Genomic DNA, 20,274 nt, shown 5'->3' on the forward strand with positions numbered 1-20,274 from the left:
AGCGAGCACACGGGCAGGTGGGTGAGTGCTGGACCGGCGCGCGGAGCGCGAGACCCTCGACCGGCTGCTGGACTCCGTCCGCGCCGGCAAGAGCCAGGTGCTCGTGCTGCGCGGCGAGGCGGGTGTCGGCAAGACCGTGCTGCTCGACCATCTGGCCCGCCAGGCCGCAGGGCTCCGCGTCGCCCGCGCCGGGGGCGTCCAGTCCGAAATGGAGCTCGCGTTCGCCGGCCTGCACCAGCTGTGCGCGCCGATGCTCGATGGCGCCGAAACCCTGCCGGACCCGCAGCGAGTGGCGCTGCGGACCGCGTTCGGCCTGAGCCCAGGCCCCGCGCCCGACCGGTTCCTCGTCGGCCTGGCCGTGCTGGGTCTGCTGGCCGAGGAGGCGCGAAACCGGCCGTTGCTGTGCGTGATCGACGACGCTCAGTGGCTGGACAGCGCTTCCGCGCAAGCCCTCGCCTTCGTCGCCCGCCGGCTGGTCGCCGAGTCGGTCGCGCTGGTGTTCGCGGTGCGCGAGCCGGCCGCGGCCACGGAGCTGACGGGCGTCGCGCAGCTCGTGGTCGAGGGCTTGCCCGACGCGGCGGCCCGCGACCTGCTCGACTCCGTGCTGCGCTTGCCCGCCGACGACCGCGTGCGCGACCGGATCGTCGCCGAGACCCGCGGAAACCCGCTGGCGCTGGTGGAGCTCTCGCGCGGGCTGAGCCCGAAGGAGCTGGCCGAGGGGTTCTCCCTGGCCGGTGCGACCACGATCCCGCGCCGCATCGAGCAGCGCTACCAGGCGCGGCTGGCCCAGCTCGACTCCGACACCACGCGTTTGCTGCTGATCGCCGCACTGGAACCGCAGGGCGACCCGGTGATGCTGTGGCGTGCGGCCGGCCTGCTCGACATCGGCGCCGAAGCGGCGGAACCGGCGCTGGCGGCCGGGTTGATCGAGATCGGCACCCACGTGCGCTTCCACCACCCGCTGGTGCGCTCGGCGATCTACCAGGCCGCGGCACCGAGCGAGCGGCGCCGGGCGCACTGGGCGCTCGCGCAGGTCACCGACCCCGCGACCGACCAGGACCGCCGCGCCTGGCACGTGGCGCAGGCCGCCGAAGCACCCGCGGAAGAGGCCGCCGAAGAGCTCGGCCGGGCGGCCTGCCGGGCGCAGTCCCGGGGCGGCATGGCGGCCGCCGCGGCGATGCTGGAGCGCGCGGCGGAGCTGACGGCGGACCCCAAGACCCGGGCGAAGCGCACCCTCGAGGCGGCCCACGTCACGCACGTCGCGGGCGCGCCGGAGGAAGCGCTGCGGCTGTTGTCGATCGCCGAGGCCGGCCCGCTCGACCGGCTCGAGAAGGCCGAGGCCGACCTGCTGCGCGGCCGGATCTCGATGACCGTCAACCGCGGCCCCGCGGCACTCCCGCTGCTGTTCGCCGCGGCCCGTCAGCTCGAGGAGCTGGACGTGCGGCTGGCCCGCGAGACCTACCTCGACGCGCTGCTGGCCGGGATGTTCGCGGGCGTGACCGGCGCCGACCTGCGTGAGGTTGCCCGAGCCGCGCGCGCCGCACCGCGGTCGCCGCAGCCGCCCGGCCCAGCCGACCTGCTGCTCGACGGCCTGGCGATCCGGTTCACCGACGGGTTCGCGCCCTCGCTGCCGATGCTGCGGCGGGCGCTGAGTGCGTTCCGCACCCCCGACTTGTCGCTGAAGGAACTGCACTGGCTGTGGCTCGCCCACATCATGGCCGGGAACATGTGGGACGAGCAGACGCTCGACACCGCGCGGCACCTGCAGCTCGCGCGCGACAAGGGCGCGCTCAACACCCTGCCGCTCGCGCTCGCGTCGCACATCGGCGCCCACGTCTACGCGGGTGACCTGGTCACCGCGGCGCACCTGCGCGACGAGCTCGCCGAGGTGTCGCGGGCGACCGGGATTCCGGCGGCGACGTACGGGACGCTGCTGCTGGCCGCGTGGCGCGGGCGCGAGGACGAGGCACGTGACGTGATCGCGCGCACCGAAGCGGAGGCAGTGCGGCGAGGGGAAGGGTTCGGGCTGCTGATCGTCGGGTCGGCCCGGGCGGTGCTGTGCAACAGCCTCGGCCACTACGCGGAAGCGCTGGCGTCGAGCGAAGACGCGCGCCGGCGGCCGCCGGTGATGGGCGTGGAGCCGTGGCTCGCGCTGGTGGAGCTGATCGAAGCCGCCACCCGGCTCGGCAGGATCGAGGCGGCCGAGGACGCGTTCGCCCGGCTCGTGGAGACCACCCGCGCCAGCGGCACCGACTGGGCGCTGGGCGTCGAAGCCCGTTCACGCGCGTTGCTGGCCACCGGCGAAGACGCCGAGAGCGCTTACCGCGAGGCCGTGGACCGCCTGTCGCGCACCCGCATCCGGGGCGAGTGCGCGCGGGCACGACTCCTGTACGGGGAGTGGCTGCGCCGCCGGCGCCGTCGCGCGGACGCGCGGGAACAACTGCGCGCCGCCCACGACATGTTCACCGAGATGGGCATGGAGGCCTTCGCCGAACGCGCGGGCCGCGAGCTGCGGGCGACCGGCGGCACCGCGCGCAAGCGTTCCGTCGAGACCGGCACGGAGCTCACCGCGCAGGAGGCCCAGATCGTGCGGATGGTGCGCGAGGGACTGTCCAACGCGGAGATCGGCGCGCGGCTGTTCCTTAGCCCGCGCACGGTGGAATGGCACCTGGGGCGGATCTTCGACAAGCTCAACGTCACGTCCCGGCGCCAGCTTCAGAGCTGAACGGGCTCCTCCAGCGCCGCGAAGCCCGACACGTCCACGCAGTTGATACCGCGCTTCTCCACGATGACCATCAGGATCGCGTCGCAGTGCCTGCAGCGGGCCACCACACCCGGCGCGTCGCGGTAGACCCGCAGCTGCGCCAGGAGTTCGGTGGCGCCGCACGACGCGCAGGTTCCGCTCACCGTGGTCATCTCGCCGCCGAACACCGCGTTGAGGGTGCCGGCGATGGCGTTGCCGTCGAACGTCGTCATGGTGTCCCCGTTCCGCTGAAGCGTTCGGTCCGGATCCGCTCGGGCCGGTGGCCGAGGTCGACGAGTGTGTTCGCCACCGTCTCGACGAATCCGGTCGGCCCGCACACGTAGACCAGGGGCTCCTCGGTGGGCGGCAGGCCGGCCCGAGTGAGGAAGTCCCGGTCGATCCGCCCGTGCTCACCCGGCCCGGTGCCCGAGTTTTCGCGAGTGAGTGTGACGCGGATGTCGATCCCGCCGCGTCCCCCGATCCGGGTGAACTCGTCGGCGTAGATCAGGGTTTCCCGCGACCGCGCCGAATACAGCAGCCGCATCGGCACCGTGCTGCCCGCCGCGGCGTGGTGGCGCAGCATGGAACGGAACGGCACCACGCCGGAGCCGCCCGCGACGAGCAGCACCGGACTGTCGGACCCGGACTCCCACACGAAGTGCCCGCCGACGGGGCCGCGCAGCTCCACCTCGTCGCCGACGCGCAGCTCGTCGACGAGGTAGGGCGAGACCTCGCCGTCGTCGAGCCGCTCGACCGTGAGCACCACGTGCGCGTAACCGGCCCGGGTCTCCACACTGTCGAGCAGCGTGTCGAGCGAGACGCCGGTCCACGTCGTGTCGAGCTTCGACCACTTGGTGACGCAGTGGATGTCCACGGTGATCGACTCGGAGGGCAGCGAGCGCAGCGCGTCCCAGGTCCAGGTGACGGGCCGCTTCGCGACTTCGCGGACGGTGAACGTCCAGTCGTCGGCGACCACCTTCGGCGCCGGCCCCGCGGAGAGCACCGGGAACCCCGGCGTCACGTACTGCCCGGGCGGCACCCGCGCCGGGTCGACCTCGGCTCGTCGCTTGCTGTGGAAGTTGCGGGTGAAGGCCATCAGGCGCACCTCCCGTGCCCGGCTGCTCCGAGTTCCATGCGGCCCAGCGTTTCTCCCCGGCCCCGCGCCTCGCGTCGGGGAACCCCCGGGTGGACCCACCGGGGCGGCCGGGACCGGGGTCCCACGCCCGGGCTCCCCCCGATGCGACGGGCGGCGGTGCCAGGCACTCTGGCGGGCAAGGGGAGTAGTCGGGGAGGAGTGAAGGGGTGACCGGCACGATCGGCTCCTGGGCCGGCCTGCGGGTGGTGGTCACGGGGGTGCTCGAGGTCCGCGCCGCGCAAGACGGGCAGCTCGACCTGGCCGTCGTCCTGGACGGCTCGGGGGACTGCGTCGCGCTCGAGTTCCCCACGGACCCCACCGCGCTGACCCGGGCCAGCATCCTGCGCCCGGTGACCGCGTCCGGCTGGCTGCGCCAATCCGAAAAGCACTGGATCCTGCACGTGGAGTGGCTGCGCCCGGTGCGCGCGAGCGGCTACCTCCCGGACAACGAGCAGTAGCGCTCGGCCCGGGACGTGATGCACAACTTGGTGATCACCTGGTGCAGGTGGGCACGAGCGGGGCCCTTGCCGCGATGCCGCGAGAGACTTGGCCGAATTCGGTCACCCGACTCGGTGCCGCACTGGGGTTCACCCCGATGCGATCCGGGCGTTCGCGGAGCACAGTCGCCGGCACCGCATCGTCGAACCCGTTCCCGGAGAGGTGTGCCCCGCGATGGCTGAAGTGGACCCCGACGTCGAATACACTGAGCAGCACGTGTGGGTGCGGTTGTCGCCGCGTGGCTCGGCGCGCGTGGGGATCACGGACTTCGCGCAGGAGTCGCTGGGGGACCTGATCACCGTCACCTTGCCCGCGGTGGGCGACGAGTTGGTGGCCGGCGAGGCCTTCGGCGAGATCGAGTCGACCAAGAGCGTGTCCGAGGTCTACGCCCCGGTGCCCGGGGTGGTCACCGCGGTGAACCCGCTTCTCGTCGACAGCCCGGAGCTCGTCAACGACGAACCGTACGGGGAGGGCTGGCTGATCGTGCTCAGCGTCGTCGTGGACTCGGCCGAACCCGCGTCCGGCGAGGTGAAGCTGATGAGCGCGGACGAATACCGCGGTTTCACCGCGGAATAGCGTACGAGATTGAAACTGATTCCGTCCGGCACCTTTTCGTTCCTTGATCCGGTGACCGATCTATCGCGGGATCATCCGGCCCCTGGTGGAACTGCGCAGGCCCTGGTCAGCTTCCGGGGAAAGATGAAATCCGCACGAGGAGTCCCCTGAAGAAGACTGCGCGTTTGTCGCCGGCGGCCGGGGTGCGGTAGCTGCGGTGGGGAACACGCTCGTTTCGGGGGCCGGCACGGCTTCCGTGGCGACGGCCGGGCCACGCTCGACGACAAGACCTTCTACGCGGGCGATTCCGTCGGCCCGGCACGTTGGCCGCGTCGCTCGGGTCGTTCGACGACCGCGCGTCGTCGATCAAGGTGGTCGGACCAGCAGCCAGGAATCCATTTGCTTCTGTCTCGACGCCAATGTCAGCGGCGCGCATTTCTCGGGGACGGTGGCCGCCGGTTCCACGTTCATGCTCCCGGTGCGGCGGCTTGTCAATCCGGCGTACGACAACTCCATTTCCTCGATTCTGCCCAAGCTGCCCGGAGACCGCAACCGACGGGGTGGACGGAGAATCGTGAAATCCTGAAGCTCGTCGCGGTCACCGACGATCCCGAGGCGCGCGCCATCGTCGACACCCTCACCACCCTGCTGCCGCGCGGACTCCGCGTCGCCGACGGCGGGGGACAAGGCGGCTCCGGCCACCTCACCGTGGACGACTCCCGCGGCAACACGCGGGGCTACGGTGTGCCCGCGCCGCGCGAAAAGCCGGTCCTCTCGTCCGAATCGCTCAGGCGCATCGCCCTTCGCCCGAACGGAAGAAAACGGTCGCGAACCGGCTGCGCTGAATCCCACCCGGATCGTGTGAAACCCGCACCGGGCCTGGGCAAGCAGCGGTGAACCGGCAGACTCCGATGATCCGGGAGACACTCGTACGCGGCCGCTGAACGGCGGGCGGCCGGAAGGTGGATCCATGGTGGAGGGGAAGGCCGGCGACATCCAGGTCGTCGAGCCCGTGGTGATCAACCGGGCGGTCGGCGCGGCCGCGATCGGCAACATCACCGAGTGGTACGACTTCGGCGTCTACGGGTACTTGGCGACGACGATCCAGAAGGTGTTCTTCACGGACCTGCCGGCTTCGGCCGGGCAGATCGCGACGTTCGGGGTGTTCGCCGTCTCGTTCCTGATCCGCCCGTTCGGCGGGCTGATCTTCGGGCCGCTGGGTGACCGGATCGGGCGGAAAAAGGTCCTGTCGCTCACGGTGATCCTCATGGCGCTGGGCACGTTCGCCCTCGGGGTGATTCCGAGCTACGGCGCCATCGGCCTCGCCGCGCCCCTGCTCGTGCTGCTCGCCCGGCTGGCGCAGGGCATCTCCACCGGCGGTGAGTACGGCAACGCCATGACGTTCATCGCCGAGTACGCGCCGGACCGCCGGCGCGGGTTCTTCGGCAGCTGGCTCGAGTTCGGCACGCTGACCGGCTACGCGTTCGGCGCGACGATCGCCACCGTGCTCAGCGCGGTCCTGTCCGACCAGGCGCTGCTGACGTGGGGCTGGCGCATCCCGTTCCTGCTCGCACTCCCGCTCGGGGCCGTCGGGCTCTACCTGCGCCGGCGGCTGGAGGAGTCGCCCGCGTTCGCGCAGCTCCAGGAGACGGAGAAGCCGGACGAACGCGTCCGGTCACTGGGCGGCGAGGTGCGCGCGGTGTTCACGAAGTACTGGCCCGCGATGCTGCTGTGCGCCGGGCTCGTGCTGACGTGGAACGTCGCGAACTACATGCTCACCAGCTACATGCCGACCTACCTGACGGAAACGCTGCCCGAGCAGCACACCGGCGTCGGCAAGACGGCGTCGGAGATCCTGCAGATCGTGGTGCTCGTGCTGCTGATGGTGGTGATCACGTTCGTCGGCCGGCTGTCGGACAAGGTCGGCCGGCGGCCGGTGATCCTGGCCGGCTGCCTCGGGCTCGTGGTGCTGTCGCTGCCCGCCGTTCTGCTGGTCCGCGCCGGCGGCACCACCTCGACGTTCTTCGGCCTGCTGGTGATGGGGCTCGTGCTGGTGCTGTTCTCGGCGATCCTCCCGTCGACGCTGCCGGCGCTGTTCCCCACGAACGTCCGCGCCGGCGGGCTGTCGATCGCGTTCAACCTTTCGGTGTCCCTGTTCGGCGGGACCACGGCGACGGTGATGAGCGCGCTCGTCTCGGGCACGGGGGACCTCAACTGGCCCGCGTACTACCTGATGATCGCCGGGGTGATCGGCGGGATTTGCGTCCTCTTCATGCGGGAGACGGCGCGCAGACCGCTGCCGGGATCCGTCGCGCGAGAGGGTTAGCCGGCGCAAGGCGTCACCCGTCCGGGCACAGCTGGTCACGCCTGAGCGGGCGCGACCGGCCATCGTGGTCGCATGGACAACACCTTCGAAGGTCGCCTGCTCATCGGGGCGACCGGCTCGGCCGCGGTCGCGACACTGCCGATGCACCTCGGCGCGCTGCGGACGGTCTTGCGTGGCCCGATCACCGTGCTCATGACGCACACCGCGGCGACTTTCCTGCCCGCGCACACCGTCGGCCTGTTCGCCGACCGCGTGGTGACGGGCGCGGACGCGGCGACGTGGCCGGCCGACAACCACGCCACACTGGCCGCCGGACACGACCTCACGGTGATCCTCCCGGCCAGCGCCCACACGCTGTCCACGGTCGCGGCGGGCGCCGCGCCGAACATGCTGGCCACGACCGTGCTCGCCGCAACGCACCCCGTCGCGTTCTTCCCGGTGATGACGGGGGAGATGTGGGCCAAGGCGGCGGTGCAGCGCAACGTGACCCAGCTGCGGGAAGACGGCTACCACGTGTACGACCCGGCGTCCGGCCCGCGCTACGACGTGGCGACCGGCGCGTTCGTCGAGAGCCCGCAGCCCCCGCCGCCGCCCCGGTTCCTGGAGATCGTGCGCGAGCTGATGGGCTGAGCCTCTCAGGGCCGGTTGGCCCGGAAGGTCCCCGGTGTCGTGCCTTCGACGGCGCGGAACGCCCGGTGCAGCTGGGCCGCGCCGCCGAACCCGGACTGCGCGGCGATCACGGCCAGCGGCAGGTCCGGCCGGTCACGCAGCAGCCGCCGGGCGCGGGCCACGCGCAGGCGCCGGATCAGCGCGGTGAGCGACTCCCCGTCGTCGGCCAGCGCCCGGAACATCGACCGCCGCGACAGCCCGCACCCCGCGGCCACCGCGCCGGCGTCCAGCGCCGGATCGGCCAGGTGCTGCCGGACGAACCGGTGGATCCGTTCCCGCGACAGCGAGGCCGACGTCGGGGTGGTGCCGCGGGCGGCCCAGTCGAGGGCCGTTTCCAGCAGGCCGACGGCATGCGGCAGCAGCGCGGCGGCCACCGCCGGGTCTTCGCGCTGCTGCCGGGCCAGCCCGGCGAGGAATTCGGCGACGAGCCGGCCGGGGCCGCGCCCGTCCAGCTCGACGGCCGTGACACCGGCCGCGGCCCGGGCGGGCAGCAGCGTCCGCGGCACCCGCAGGATGATCTGGGAGAACGCTCCCGCGAACTCCAGCCGATAGGGCCGCGTGCTGTCCAGCACCGTCATCGTCCCCGGCTCCAGCGTGGCCGTCCGCCCGTCCTGCTGCGCCAGGGAACGCCCGCCCGTTTGCACGTTGACCAGGAGGTATTCCTCCGGGTCGCGCGCGATCAGCCGCGTCGTGCGCGCCACTTCCTGCGGGCCGGACGCGACCGTCGACAGCCCGACGCCGTCGAGTGCGGCGTGCTCGAACCGGCCCGTGAACGGTGCCTCGCCGGTCGCACGGGCCGAGACCTGCACGAGGGCGTCGCAGATGACCTCGGACCAGTACCCGAACGCGTCGGGCGCGGCGACGTCCTCTGTGGACCAGGACGAGGGCTCTTCCACCTCGCGATGGTGACACAGGTCGACCTCGCACCCGCCTGGGGCTAGAGTTCGGGTTACGCCTGCGCGTGACGCCACTGATCGGTGAAGACCCGGGTTCTCCCGCCGCGCAGATCTTGCGACTCAGAGCCGGCAACCGCGCTCGGCGAGCGACTCGCCCAGACCACTCGTCCGGCGACGCCGGAACCTCGATCACGCGCCCGCCACGATGCGACGTGGTCCTCGTCCGTGGCGACCGGCGCGCCGAGAACCGAAACCACCGCTACACCGGGCAGATCCACTCCCACCAGAATCGAGCCGACCATGACCTGGTCCATGCCACCGATCACCACCGGCACCGAACGCCGCTTGCTCGAGAGCATGCTCGACCGCAACCGGGCCGAGCTGGTCAACACGGTGCGCGGCCTGTCCGAGGCAGCGGCTCGCCGCCGCTTCGTTGCGTCGCTCACCACCCCGATCGGATTGGTCAAGCACGCCGCGGTCGCCGAACGGATCTGGTTCCAGCACGTCCTGGCGGGCCTGCCCGAGAGCGAATGCGACGGCGGCACGACGCCGGGCGACGCCAGTTTCCTCGTCGACGACAACCAGAGCCTGGCCGACGTGATCTCCGAATTCCAGCGCGCCGCCCGGCGCTCCCGCGAGATCGCCGCCGGGTTCGAACTCGACGACATCAGGACACACCCCCGGGTCGGCGGCGTCAGCCTGCGGTTCGTCTACCTGCTCGCGATCGAGGACTTCGCGCGTCACGCAGGCCACGGCGACATCCTCCGCGAGCAGATCGAGCATCCCATCGCACGCGGCTGACCGCGGAGACCTTCGACGACGAACCAGATCTTCGCCGGCCCGCGGGCTCGAATTCAGAAGCCGACCTCGACGGAGGAACTGCTTGAGCAGGGTCAGCGTTCGGTGATGCTCGCCGCCACGTCGAGGTGCAGCACGAGGTCGGCTTCCGGCAGCGCCTCGCGCGCCGCCCGGTCGTCGGCCGGGGTGAGGCCCGACAGCTCGATGCGCAGCGCGCCGAGCCGACGAAGGCGCACGAGGTCACGCGCCGGGGCCGCGGCGGTGAGGACGAGGGCGCGCAACGCCGGCAGCGCGGCCAGCTCGTCGACCTCCGCGACGGAGGGAACGCCGGCCGCGGCGACCGTGTGCACGTCGGCGAGGCGGGTGATGCCCCGCAGGTCACGCTGGTCCGCGCCCATGTCGACCACGAGCTCGCCCACGCGCAGGCCCTCGGGCAGCACGTCCAGGCCGTCGACGAGCTTGCGGTGGCGCACCGACAACCGCGGCAGGTAGATGCCCTCGACCGACGCCAGGGCTTGGATCGCGTCGAGCGTGCCGGCGTGCAGCCGCAGGTCGGTGAGGTGCATGCGTGACAGTGCCGAGAGGTCGGTCAGCGCACTGCCGAAGCCGGTGATCCACAGGGAACGCAGCGCGCGGCAGGCGACGAGCCCTTCGAGGTCGTGCACGACGTCGTTGGACTTGATCTCGAGGTGGCGCAAAGCGGGCAGCCGGGTGAGCGGGTGCAGCCCGAGGGCCGGGTCGTCGAGCGTCACGTCGCCGACCAGCTGGATCGCCGTGAGCGTGCGAAGGTGGCGCAGCCGGCGCAGCACGTCCCAGCGGTGCACCTCCAGCACGAAGTCGCCGAAGTCCACACTGGACAGCAGGGTGGCGGCGTACTCCTCGGAGTACTCGTTGTGGCGCCAGGCCCGCAGCAGCTCGTCGATCACCGAACCCCGGTGCGTGCGGCTGAACGCCTGGATCTTCTCCCACGACTCCTCGCCGCCGATCAGCGCGAGCGTGCGGATCACGCGCGCCGCCACCAGATCCACGTCGCCGCTCGCGTGCCGGGTGATCTCGGCCGGCCCGGGGAGCAGGTCGATCACGAACGAGCCGGCCTTGGCGAGCAGCTCCGCCTGGTCGAACCCGGCGGGCGGGATGAGCCCGCGGACCGCGGCCAGCACGTCGGTGCGCACCTGCTCGGGCTCGATCACGTCGACGTAGCTCATCGCCGCCGCGGCCAGCAGCGACAGCCGGTCGGCGACCTCGCGGTTGCCGCGCTTGCGCGCCCGCTCCAGTAGCCGGGCCAGCAAGTCGCCGGCCTCCCGTGCGCGGGCCTGGGCGGCGACCATGAACACGACCTCGTTGAGCGCGTCGTCGTGGGCGTGCTCGACGAGGTAGCCGAGCTCGCCGGACTTCACGAACTCGCCGGCCGCGAGGAAATCGCGGAACGTGCGGTGCACGAACGCGATCCGCCCGTCCACGGTGTTCTGCCGCAGGACGCCACTGCGCTCGAGCAGGTGCCGCAGCACCAGGTCGGGCTCGATGCCCTGCGAGCGCAGCCCGGACATCGCACGGCCGAAGCGCTTGCGCGCGTCTTCGGGGTGCACGAGCAGTTCGGCGTTGCGGACCATCGGCGCGGCGAACCGCTCCAGGAGGATGATCTTCTCGTTGTCCGACATCTTCAGCTCGTCCTCGACCTGCACCCCGCGCCGCGTGTCCCACTCGCCGAGCAGCAGCTTCAGCGCCTTGTCGAGCAGGTCTTTGCGGCTCTGCGGGAGGTACATGTTCTCCCGCCGGTAGAGCGCGCACAGCAGGGAGCACAGCAGCGGGCTCGAGACCAGCCCGCGCACGTCCGGGCGCGTCGCGAGCGAGTCGCCGAGCCGTTGTTCGCAGTCGGCGAGCCAGGAGCGCTGCAGCTCGTCGGTCTCCATCGCGCGGGCGGCGCTGAACCAGTTGCCGATGAGCTCCCGCATGCCCCGCCCGCTGAGCGGCAGGAGCTCGTACGCGGGGAAGGGCTCGCCGGCGATCGGCCACTCGGGGTCGACGACGGCGGGGCGGGTACTCACGACGTAGCGCGCTCCGGGGTACCCGCGCAGCAGGCCTTCGAGCCAGCGGCGCACTTCCTCTCGCCGCGGCTGCAGGACCTCGTCCACGCCGTCGACGAGCACCATCGCGCGCCCGGAGCGCAGCAGCTCGCTGACCCACCGCGCGGGTTTCTCGCCGGCCAGCGCGGGTGCTGTCACGCGCGCGAGGTCTTCGGGTTGAGGCAGGCCGCGGTCGGCGAACTCGCGCAGCGGCACGAAAAACGGCACGACGCCGCGCCAGGGGTCTTCGCTTTCGCCGTCGCCGGTGAACCCGGCGGTGGCCGCCGTGTAGGCCAGCCACTGCAGCAGTGTCGTCTTCCCGGCGCCCGCGCCGCCGACGAGCAGCACGCGCCGCTCGGCGGCCAGCGCGTGGGCGGTGTTGGTGCCCGCGCCGGTCAGCGCCGAGCCCTCGGCCGTCCCGCCCTGGCGGGTGACCGACGGCGCCGCGTAGTACTGCGAGAACGAGTGGCGCACGGGGGCGCGGCCGTGGCCGACCTGGAACAGCTCGAAGGTGGCGTAGTCCGTGGCGAGGTAGGACAGGTAGTGCTGCTCGAAGGCTTCGGCGCGGTCGCGCGTGCGCCGGTCCTCCTGGCCCTGCAGGTCGACGACGGCGCGGCGGATCTTCAGCACGTCGCCGGCCATCCCGGCCTGCACGGCGCGCATGACCTCGTCGACGGCCCGGGCGCGCCGGGCGATGCGCCGGCAGCACTCGTCGAGCAGGCGGTGGAACGCCGCGGTGCCGTCGGAGCCCAGGGCGGCGGCGTCGAGCGCGTGGCCGCCGGCGGCGCGGACGCGGGCCCGCAGGCGGTCTTCGTCGACGAGCACGGCCGGGTTCGTGCGGACGAGACGGCCCACGTCGGCGGCGTCGAGAGCGACCGCCACCGCGTCGAGCGCGGCCTGCCAGTCGCCGTCGGGCACGGCCGGGAACTCGACCCGCCGCAGCTCGGCCAGATCCTCCTCGGCCGCGACCAGCTGCCGGTGGGGGTCGCCCAGGGCTCGCGCCCGGCGTTGAGCGGTGAGCTTGTCGGCCCCGCGCTCGACCGCCCACTGGTACAGCGCGGAGAAGGTGGCACCCGGCGTGGCCACCAGTGCGGAGGAGAGCGGATCTACGACGACACCCCCAGTGTGCGTTCTGTCGTCAGTTTACCGGCCGGGGCGACCCGCGGCGAGGACGTGAGCCGCACCGCGTCGGGAATCAATCGAGGCCCGCGTACGCTTCCACGGGCGTGAAGAACATTGGTTTCCTCTCGTTCGGCCACTGGTCGGACACCGCGCACTCAGAGACCCGGTCGGCGAAGGACTTCCTGCACCAGTCCATCGACCTGGCGGTGGCGGCCGAGGAGCTCGGCGTGGACGGCGCCTACTTCCGCGTGCACCACTTCGCGCGGCAGGCCGGTAGCCCGTTTCCGCTGCTCTCGGCCATCGGTGCCCGTACCTCGAAGATCGAGATCGGCACCGGCGTGATCGACATGCGCTACGAGAACCCGCTCTACATGGCGGAGGACGCCGGCGCGGCCGACCTCATTTCCAGCGGCAGGCTCCAGCTCGGCATCAGCCGGGGATCCCCCGAGCAGGTGATCGACGGCTGGCGTTACTTCGGCTTCGCGCCCGCCGACGGCGAAACCGACGCGGACATGGCCCGCCAGCACGCCGAGGTGTTCCTCAAGGTCATCGAGGGCGACGGTTTCGCGCAGCCGAACCCGAGGCCGATGTTCGCCAACCCGCCCGGCCTGCTGCGCGTCGAACCGCACTCGCCCGGCCTGCGCGAGCGCATCTGGTGGGGCTCCGGCTCCAACGCGACCGGCGTATGGGCCGCGAAGCTCGGCATGAACCTGCAGAGCTCCACGCTCAAGGACGACGAAACGGGCGAACCCCTCCACGTCCAGCAGCGCAAGCAGATCGAGGCCTACCGCGAGGCGTGGAAGGAGGCCGGCCACGAGCGCGAACCGCGCGTGTCGGTCAGCCGCAGCATCTTCGCGCTCACCAACGACCTCGACCGCGCCTACTTCGGCCGCGACCGCGACTCGCGCGACCAGGTCGGCATGATCGACGAGAACACCCGGGCGATCTTCGGCCGTTCCTACGCCGCGGAACCCGACGAGCTCGTGCGCCAGCTCAAGGAGGACGAGGCCGTCGAGACCGCGGACACCCTGCTGCTGACGATCCCGAACCAGCTCGGGGTGGAGTACAACGCCCATGTGCTGGAGAGCATCCTGACGCACGTGGCGCCGGAACTTGGCTGGCGCTGAAGTTCTCCACCGAGGCCCGGCCGGTCGGCCGGGCCTCGGTCGTTGCGGTCAGGCCTCGTGCACCACGCGCCCGCCGACGACGGTCATCTCGACGGCGAGGTCCTTGATCGAGCCCGGGTCGGCCGTGAGGGGGTTGGCGTCGAGGACGACGAGGTCGGCGAGTTTGCCGGGGTCGAGGGTGCCGAGGGTGTGTTCGGCGAACTGCGTCTGCGCGCTGCCGAGGGTGTAGAGGTGCAGGGCCTCGCGGGCGGTGATGGCCTGTTCGGGGCCTAGGACGTCGCCCTTGAGGGTTTCGCGCGTGACCATCCAGCCGAGCGACCACAGGGGGCTGGGCGGGACCACGGGGGCGTCGGTGCCGCCGCCGGCGAGGAGGCCGGCGTCGAGGATGTCGCGGATCGGCACGGCGCGGGAGCCGCGTTCGGCGCCCCACCACTTGACCTGGTTGGCGCCGAGCAGCACGGGGTGGTCCTGCACGCTCGCGAGCAGGCCCATCTTCCGCATGTGCGCGAGGTTCGGCCCGCTGGGCAGGAACAGGTGCATCAGCACCCAGCGCAGGTGCGTGAGCGACGTGTCGCGGTGCACGGTGGCGAGGACGTCGACGATGAAGTCCATCGCCGCGTCGCCGACCACGTGGGTCTGCACCTGGAACCCGTGCCGCGCGGCGCGGCGGTACATCTCGGTCAGCTCGTCCTTGCCGCCGGGCGGCAGAAGCTGGACGCCGTGGTAGTCCGGGCTGGTCTGCTCGCCGGGCACGAGCTGGTAGGGGTCGCGCAGGAAGCCGCCTTCGACGCCGCCGTCGGAAAGGTACTTGAGGCCGTCGAAGCGGAGCATGTCGTCGCCGGTGCGCGGCTTGAACGCCGCCACGGCCGCGTCGACGTCCGCGAGCGCCGCGATCCGCCACAGCAGGTGTGCTCGCGTGGTCATCTCGCCGTCGTGCCACAGGCGCGTGTAGATCTCGATCTGCGACGGGTCCAGCCCCGGCTCGGTGACGCCGGTGATGCCCAGCGCGTTGTGCTCGGCCATCTGGTCGCGCAGCTGCTGCCGCTGCTGGTCGGCCGACGGCGGGGCCGGCAGGAACGGCGTCACGAGCGAGCGCGCGCGTTCCAGGAGCACGCCGGTGGGCTCGCCGCTCGCGTCGCGGACGATGACGCCGCCCGTCGGATCGGGGGTGTTGCGCGTGATGCCGGCGAGTTCCAGAGCGCGGCTGTTCACCGTGGCGACGTGGCCTCCACGCGGGATGAACACCGGGTTCTCGGGCGACACCGGGTCGAGCTCGGCCCGTGCGGGCAGCCGGCCTTCGGCCAGGAGGCTTTCGTGCCAGCCCGACCGCGCCTGCACCCACGCGCCGGACGCGCTCGCGGCGACCCTGGTGCCGATCGCCGCGACGACGTCGGCGATGCTGCGCGCTTCCAGCAGCGACACGTTCGGCCGGTCGAGCGCCGAGGTGAATTGGTGCAGGTGGCTGTCGATGAGCCCCGGCACGACCGCGCGGCCCTTGAGGTCCACGGTGCGCGTGTGCCGCCCGCGCAGGCGCAGGATCTGGTTCGACGTCCCCGCTGCTTCGACGCGTCCGCCGCGGATCGCGATCGCCTGCGCGGTGCGCCCGTGCAACGCCGCGGTGACGACGTGTCCATTGTGGAGGATCAGGTCGACCCCGGCGTCCGGGTGGGCCGCGGCGTTCGCCGGCGTCCCGAGCATCATCGGCGTCACGGCCAGCCCGGCCGCCGCGGCGAACAACGTCCGCCTCGAGACCGCGGAGCTTTCCCGCGCTTCGGAACCGCACAACTGGCACATACTTCGACCCTTCGGACGAAAGACCCGTGGTACATCGCGTGCTTGTGGCGGCGGTGACCGTATCAACACATCGGGGTCGAGTAATAGATCTTCCCAACCGAAGATCCTTTTGCTACAGCGACGTCAGCCCTCGTCGGGTCGCGATCAGTGACGCGTGCTCGCGGCCGGCGTGCGGCCGGTGCTGAACCGCCGCTCGGACCGCGCGCCGGCCGGCGAACAGGGTCGGCGCAACCGCGCGCACTTCGTCTACATCGGACTCGAGGTCGTCAAGGTGGCGGGGCTCGTCGAGCTCGGGATCGCGGCGCTCGCCGGGCGGCGACCTGGTGCCCACTGCAGCACGACGTGCGGGCCGCGGCGACGTAATGCGGGTCGTGCCACCGGAAGGCGGCGTCGGCGGGGTTGGTCGGGGATCGGGGCGAGCCGGGTGTTGACCGCGGGCGTGGTCGAGGGTGCCGCCGAGGCGAAGGGCGCCAGCGGGGCGTCCACCGTGTGCACGCGACCGGCCACCCGGGTCCGGCGGACGTCGGCCGCGGCGGTGATGTCGGTCGGCGGGTCAGCGGGTCAGCGGGTCAGCGGATCGGCGCCGAGGACGACGAGGTCGGCGTAGCAGCCGCGGGCGATGCGGCCCGGCGGTTCGGCCAGGGCTTCGCCGGCGATGCTCGTGGTGGTCAGCGCTTCGAGCGCGGAACAGTCCGGCGACCACGTCGGCATCGCGATGTCGAACAGGTCGCCGGTCAGGCGCTTGGCCTGCCCGCCCCGCGCCGGCACGAGCCACAGGACGCCGAGGAGGTCGAGGGCGACCTGGCGGCCCTCGGGGGAGACCTGTGCTGTGCCGAGGCCCACGGACCCGATTGCGCCCGCCACGCCAGTCAGGAATCCCCGCCTGTTGACCGTCCCCGAGCCCCACCTCCACCCCGACGCAAGATCGATCCGGACCCGAGTCCCGAAGTTGTGCCGTGAGCGAACCCTCGACCACGGAACGGCACGAAAGAGCAGTCGCCTTGCCCGGACGCCCCCGGTCACCGGGGCGTCCGGGGCGACGCCGAAAGGCCCGGTGGTCAGATCCCGGCCGCGCCGAACGCCGCGTGGAACTCGGCGAGCAGGTCGCTGTACTCCTCGATGTCGCGCGAGACGTTCGGCAGCGTCAGCACCGACTCCTCCGCGCCCGCGGCACCCAGTTCGGCGAGGTCGCCGAGGATCTGCTCGATGCTGCCCTGGTACGGCGGGCGATCTGCCGTCTCCACGCGCACGAACTCGCCGCCCAGCGCGATGATCGCGATGCAGCGGATCACCCGCGGGTCCCGGCCGTGCTCCTCGGCCCGCTTGCGCAGGTCGGTCAGCGTCGAGGCGACCTGGGCGGGCGGCACCATGACCGGGAGCCAGCCGTCGGCGCGGCGGGCGATGCGCTCGAGCGGCTTGCCCGACCAGCCGCCGAGGAACACGGGGATCCGCTCGGCCGGCTTGGGGCCGGTTTCGGCCGGCCACAACGTGTAGCGCTCGTTCTCGAACGAGGCCGGGTCCGGGCCCCAGACCGCGTCGGCCACGTCGAGGAACTCGTCCAGGGCGGCGCCGCGCTCTTTCATGGGCCGGGGCGCGGTGGCGGCGAACTCGTCCACGGACCAGCCGGTGCCGAGGCCCGCGATCACCCGCCCGCCGCTGATCGCACCGATCGCGGCCAGTGAGTTCGCCAGCCGGTAAGGCATGTGCAGCGGCGGCAGGAGCACCGAAGCGCCGATCCGGACTCGTGAGGTGACGGTCGCGGCCATCGTCATCGCCACCAGCGGGTCGAGCACCTTGCGGTAGACGTCGGGCCAGGCGCCGTCGCCGTACTCGTTGAGCCGGTGGATCCCTGTCTGGTCCTGCGGGTAGAGCACCCGTTCGGCCACCCACCGCTGTCGTAGCCGATCTCCTCCGCCTCGCGGGCGCCGCGGACCAGGTCGGTGCGGGGGTCGAACTTCCAGTTCTGGGGCAGCGTTACGCCGAGCTTCATCCAAGTCTCCTCGCTGAACGCAAATCATTGACTGTCAATCAATGGTCAGCGTACGCCGAGACTGGTGGAGGGCGAAACCACGTGCGGGCTACAGGTGGGCGAGTGCCTTCGTCACGTCGAGGGCGGGGTCCAGTTCGTGCGCACCGCGCAGTGCGCCGGCGAGCAGCGCGCAGAACGCCTCCACCAGCGCGTCGAGCCCGAACGGCCGGTCGGCACGCAGCCAGTCGGCCGTGAGGCGTACGGCGCCGTCGGCGAACGAACGCAGCGTCGCGGCCACTGCGGGGCGGTCCGGGTCGAGACCGAGCAGTCCGGCGAGCACCCGCAGGTTCCGGTCGCGCAGGCCGGCGAACGCCTCGTCCCGGCCGGCGGCGAGGACCAGGTTCAACGCCAGGTCGGGGTGCGCGGCGAGGAAGGTGACGAACCCGCGGAACCGCGCCCGGATCCGGTCGGGCACCGCCGCCGGCTGCTCGGCTTCCTCCGCTTCGCGCAGCTGCTCGTAGACCTCGGCCACGGCGGCGACGTACGCGCCTTGCTTGCCTTGGAAGTGGTGCGACACCAGCCCGTGCGCCACGCCGGCGGCGCGCGCGATGTCGCCCACGGTCACCTCGGCGTAGGGCCGCCGCGAGAACTCCGCCAACGCGGCTTCGAGCAGCTTCTGCCGGGTTTGCTCGGCAGCGGCCTGGCGCGCGGTCGGCGGCTTCTCGGGGCTCACGGACCGTCACGGTACTGCAGGCGACCGACGGCGGCGTTCGCGGTCACCGCGGCAGTGGCGAAAAATGCGATTCTTTTTCGCGCAAAGAATCGTGGCGAATGGCGTGGGTCAGGCTTCGGCGACAGCGAGACCGCTCACGCACAAGCCGGCGGTGGCGAATCCGCTCACAACATGACCGAGAATCCTGCGAAGGCGAAACATGGTCATTTCCTCCCTGTCGATCCCGGTCGGCCGTCCGGCCCTTCGTGATCGACGCTAACAGGAAACGCGGGCCACGCCTCGCCTGAAAACGATCTTGCACGCTTTCGTGCCCCTGCCGCCCTTTCCGCTCACGCTCCGTCGTGGACGAGTGCTTTCCCAACCGGACGCCGGAGGAGACCCCACGGTTTGAATACCGCGATCAAATAGGAGAACAGCAGCAGGCTCGGCGCCACGAACACCGGGTACAGCAGATCCACCGGGCGCGCGGCGGCTTCACCGGCCATCAGCGCCCGGGCGTAGCCGGCGGCCGCGTCGACCCCCGGCCGCAGTGCAACCAGGATGAGCACCGCCATCAGCACGTTGACCGCCAGTTTCGCGGCCACCCACCAGTACCGGACCAGGCCGTACTTGCTGCCCAGGCCGAGCACGACGCCGGTGGCGAGCGTGAGCAGGCTCGCGGTGAACATGGGCCACACGGCGAAGAACTCCAGCGCCTGCAACGAGGTCACGATCACGGCCGGGTCGTCGGTCAGCAGGGCCGTGCACGCGAGGATCCCCAGCGCGAGGTCGAGGCCGAACCACGCCGCCCCGGACACGATGTGCCCGACCAGGTACCACTTCCGGGTGCGCGCGCCGAGCCGCCACCCCTGTCCGGTCGCCATGCCGCCTCCTCCGTCGATGGCCCGTGCTGTGCGTCCATCGTCGGGGGGAGGCGGGCGGGCGTCGTCCGTCGAGCTGCGGTACTTCGGCGTACTACTGCGTGCGTACGCGGGTGATGCTCGCGCCGGCTCGGTCCTGTGTAGAACGTTCTGGTGCGGCTACGCGGCCGGCGCCTCGATGTCGTCGTACACGCGGACCGCGCTCAGCAGCCCGTCGGGGCCGCGGTCGAAGACGCACACCCCGGCCTGCGGCGGCACGTCGTGCCGGCCCCAGCCGACGCAGTTGTACTCGAGGACGCAGCGCACGCCGTCGTCGGTGACCACGCACGGTTCCAGGTGGACACCGCCGGCGGTGAACGTCTTCGTAAAGAACTCGCGCAGCTCGCCGGGGCCGGTGTGCTGCGTGTGCGTGCCGATGGGCTCGCGCAGGTAGCCGATGGGGGCGAAGGTGCCGACGATCGCGTCGGTGTCACCGGCCGCCAGCGCCGCGAGGTAGTGCCCGACGACGTCGCCGAGCGGGGTGTCGGCGGAGGCGAGGATCGGCGGCCGCAGGTGCCGACGCCCGTCGACCGGCCACTGGCTGCAGTAGGTGCGGAAGACCACGGACCGCTCGGTGGCCGACTCGGCGACCACCGCCACCGGCCAGGCCACCTCCTGCCCGTCGCCGCCGAGCCACGCCAGCAGCTCGACCACGGCCCGCCCGCCGACGCGCGTGGTCGCGATCGTCTCCGCGCGGGCGTGCTGCTCGCCCAGCCAGACCTGGTTCACGTGGACGAAGTGCCGCAGCTCCTTGCGGCTGCGGATCTCCCCGGCCCGAGGGTCGAACACCGCAACCTCGCCGGGCCAGACCGTCTCGAGCGTGTGCGCGTCGCCGTCGGTCAGCGCCGCGAAGAACTGCCCGACGGGATCCGCGTGCCCTTCGACGCGCGTCTGCTTGCGCGCCAGCTCGGCCGCGTTGACGAAGTCCGGGAACCACGGCATCTCGA

19 protein-coding genes are annotated in these 20,274 nt (G+C 72.0%); 7 read left to right on the top strand and 12 right to left on the bottom strand.

Translation table 11 applies throughout. From position 1 onward, the window contains the following. The first annotated feature begins 25 nt into the window (after window positions 1-25). Complete coding sequence (locus tag AB0383_RS09110) at window positions 26-2,725, top strand: AAA family ATPase (RefSeq protein ID WP_366186207.1); 2,700 nt, start codon at window positions 26-28, stop codon at window positions 2,723-2,725. On the opposite strand, the gene AB0383_RS09115 is transcribed toward AB0383_RS09110, so the two are convergent. Together AB0383_RS09115 and AB0383_RS09120 are read right to left on the bottom strand one after the other, a co-directional pair. Beyond that, window positions 2,716-2,976, bottom strand: coding sequence for a DUF6510 family protein (locus AB0383_RS09115; RefSeq protein WP_364183822.1), 261 nt, complete (start codon window positions 2,974-2,976; stop codon window positions 2,716-2,718). The two genes, AB0383_RS09110 and AB0383_RS09115, sit on opposite strands and share 10 nt — an antisense overlap. After that, complete coding sequence (locus AB0383_RS09120; protein WP_366186210.1) at window positions 2,973-3,839, bottom strand: molybdopterin-dependent oxidoreductase; 867 nt, start codon at window positions 3,837-3,839, stop codon at window positions 2,973-2,975. Before AB0383_RS09120 ends, AB0383_RS09115 begins: the two co-directional genes overlap by 4 nt. Before the next feature lie 206 nt (window positions 3,840-4,045). Between AB0383_RS09120 and AB0383_RS09125 the strand changes: the two genes are divergently transcribed. After that, complete coding sequence (locus tag AB0383_RS09125) at window positions 4,046-4,336, top strand: hypothetical protein (protein ID WP_366186212.1); 291 nt, start codon at window positions 4,046-4,048, stop codon at window positions 4,334-4,336. A 214-nt stretch (window positions 4,337-4,550) separates the two neighbouring features. Continuing rightward, entirely contained in the window at window positions 4,551-4,952 is a 402-nt protein-coding gene (gene gcvH, locus AB0383_RS09130) for a glycine cleavage system protein GcvH (protein WP_366186214.1), read from the top strand. Between the two features lie 345 nt (window positions 4,953-5,297). Here gcvH and AB0383_RS09135 read toward each other — a convergent pair whose 3' ends face one another. After that, window positions 5,298-5,618 (bottom strand): hypothetical protein, encoded by a 321-nt coding sequence (locus tag AB0383_RS09135; RefSeq protein WP_366186216.1) that lies wholly within the window; start codon window positions 5,616-5,618, stop codon window positions 5,298-5,300. A gap of 283 nt (window positions 5,619-5,901) precedes the next feature. On the opposite strand from AB0383_RS09135, the gene AB0383_RS09140 reads away from it, so the two are divergent. Both AB0383_RS09140 and AB0383_RS09145 read left to right on the top strand, forming a co-directional pair. Further along, window positions 5,902-7,257 (top strand): MFS transporter, encoded by a 1,356-nt coding sequence (locus AB0383_RS09140; RefSeq protein WP_364183837.1) that lies wholly within the window; start codon window positions 5,902-5,904, stop codon window positions 7,255-7,257. 72 nt (window positions 7,258-7,329) lie between these two features. Then, a complete protein-coding gene (locus AB0383_RS09145) occupies window positions 7,330-7,887 on the top strand; it encodes a flavoprotein (RefSeq protein ID WP_364183840.1) in 558 nt (185 codons plus the stop codon). A 5-nt stretch (window positions 7,888-7,892) separates the two neighbouring features. Here AB0383_RS09145 and AB0383_RS09150 read toward each other — a convergent pair whose 3' ends face one another. Further along, a complete protein-coding gene (locus tag AB0383_RS09150) occupies window positions 7,893-8,822 on the bottom strand; it encodes an AraC family transcriptional regulator (RefSeq protein WP_364183842.1) in 930 nt (309 codons plus the stop codon). A 300-nt stretch (window positions 8,823-9,122) separates the two neighbouring features. On the opposite strand from AB0383_RS09150, the gene AB0383_RS09155 reads away from it, so the two are divergent. Next, window positions 9,123-9,623, top strand: coding sequence for a DinB family protein (locus AB0383_RS09155; protein WP_366186529.1), 501 nt, complete (start codon window positions 9,123-9,125; stop codon window positions 9,621-9,623). Between the two features lie 92 nt (window positions 9,624-9,715). On the opposite strand, the gene AB0383_RS09160 is transcribed toward AB0383_RS09155, so the two are convergent. Beyond that, the gene (locus AB0383_RS09160; protein WP_366186219.1) at window positions 9,716-12,769 is read right to left on the bottom strand and encodes an NACHT domain-containing protein; all 3,054 of its coding nucleotides are present in this window, start codon (window positions 12,767-12,769) and stop codon (window positions 9,716-9,718) included. A gap of 140 nt (window positions 12,770-12,909) precedes the next feature. On the opposite strand from AB0383_RS09160, the gene AB0383_RS09165 reads away from it, so the two are divergent. Then, window positions 12,910-13,932, top strand: a complete 1,023-nt coding sequence (locus AB0383_RS09165) for an LLM class flavin-dependent oxidoreductase (protein ID WP_366186221.1) — start codon at window positions 12,910-12,912, stop codon at window positions 13,930-13,932. Between the two features lie 48 nt (window positions 13,933-13,980). Here AB0383_RS09165 and AB0383_RS09170 read toward each other — a convergent pair whose 3' ends face one another. The 7 genes from AB0383_RS09170 to AB0383_RS09200 all read right to left on the bottom strand — a co-directional run bounded on the left by AB0383_RS09170 (window position 13,981) and on the right by AB0383_RS09200 (window position 20,269). After that, on the bottom strand, window positions 13,981-15,717 hold the full coding sequence (locus tag AB0383_RS09170) for an amidohydrolase (RefSeq protein ID WP_366186223.1): 1,737 nt from the start codon (window positions 15,715-15,717) through the stop codon (window positions 13,981-13,983). Window positions 15,718-15,838: 121 nt separating this feature from the next. Next, entirely contained in the window at window positions 15,839-16,057 is a 219-nt protein-coding gene (locus tag AB0383_RS09175; RefSeq protein ID WP_366186225.1) for a hypothetical protein, read from the bottom strand. 230 nt (window positions 16,058-16,287) lie between these two features. Further along, window positions 16,288-16,590, bottom strand: a complete 303-nt coding sequence (locus AB0383_RS09180; protein ID WP_366186227.1) for a hypothetical protein — start codon at window positions 16,588-16,590, stop codon at window positions 16,288-16,290. Window positions 16,591-16,784: 194 nt separating this feature from the next. Further along, a complete protein-coding gene (locus AB0383_RS09185; RefSeq protein ID WP_366186229.1) occupies window positions 16,785-17,612 on the bottom strand; it encodes a TIGR03619 family F420-dependent LLM class oxidoreductase in 828 nt (275 codons plus the stop codon). A 192-nt stretch (window positions 17,613-17,804) separates the two neighbouring features. Further along, window positions 17,805-18,428 (bottom strand): TetR/AcrR family transcriptional regulator, encoded by a 624-nt coding sequence (locus AB0383_RS09190; protein ID WP_364183863.1) that lies wholly within the window; start codon window positions 18,426-18,428, stop codon window positions 17,805-17,807. Window positions 18,429-18,757: 329 nt separating this feature from the next. Continuing rightward, the gene (locus tag AB0383_RS09195) at window positions 18,758-19,291 is read right to left on the bottom strand and encodes a hypothetical protein (protein WP_366186231.1); all 534 of its coding nucleotides are present in this window, start codon (window positions 19,289-19,291) and stop codon (window positions 18,758-18,760) included. 156 nt (window positions 19,292-19,447) lie between these two features. Further along, a complete protein-coding gene (locus tag AB0383_RS09200; RefSeq protein ID WP_364183869.1) occupies window positions 19,448-20,269 on the bottom strand; it encodes a nuclear transport factor 2 family protein in 822 nt (273 codons plus the stop codon). Window positions 20,270-20,274 lie beyond the last annotated feature (5 nt).

The sequence above is a fragment of the Amycolatopsis sp. NPDC051373 genome (genome assembly GCF_040689465.1).
Classification (GTDB): Bacteria; Actinomycetota; Actinomycetes; order Mycobacteriales; family Pseudonocardiaceae; genus Amycolatopsis.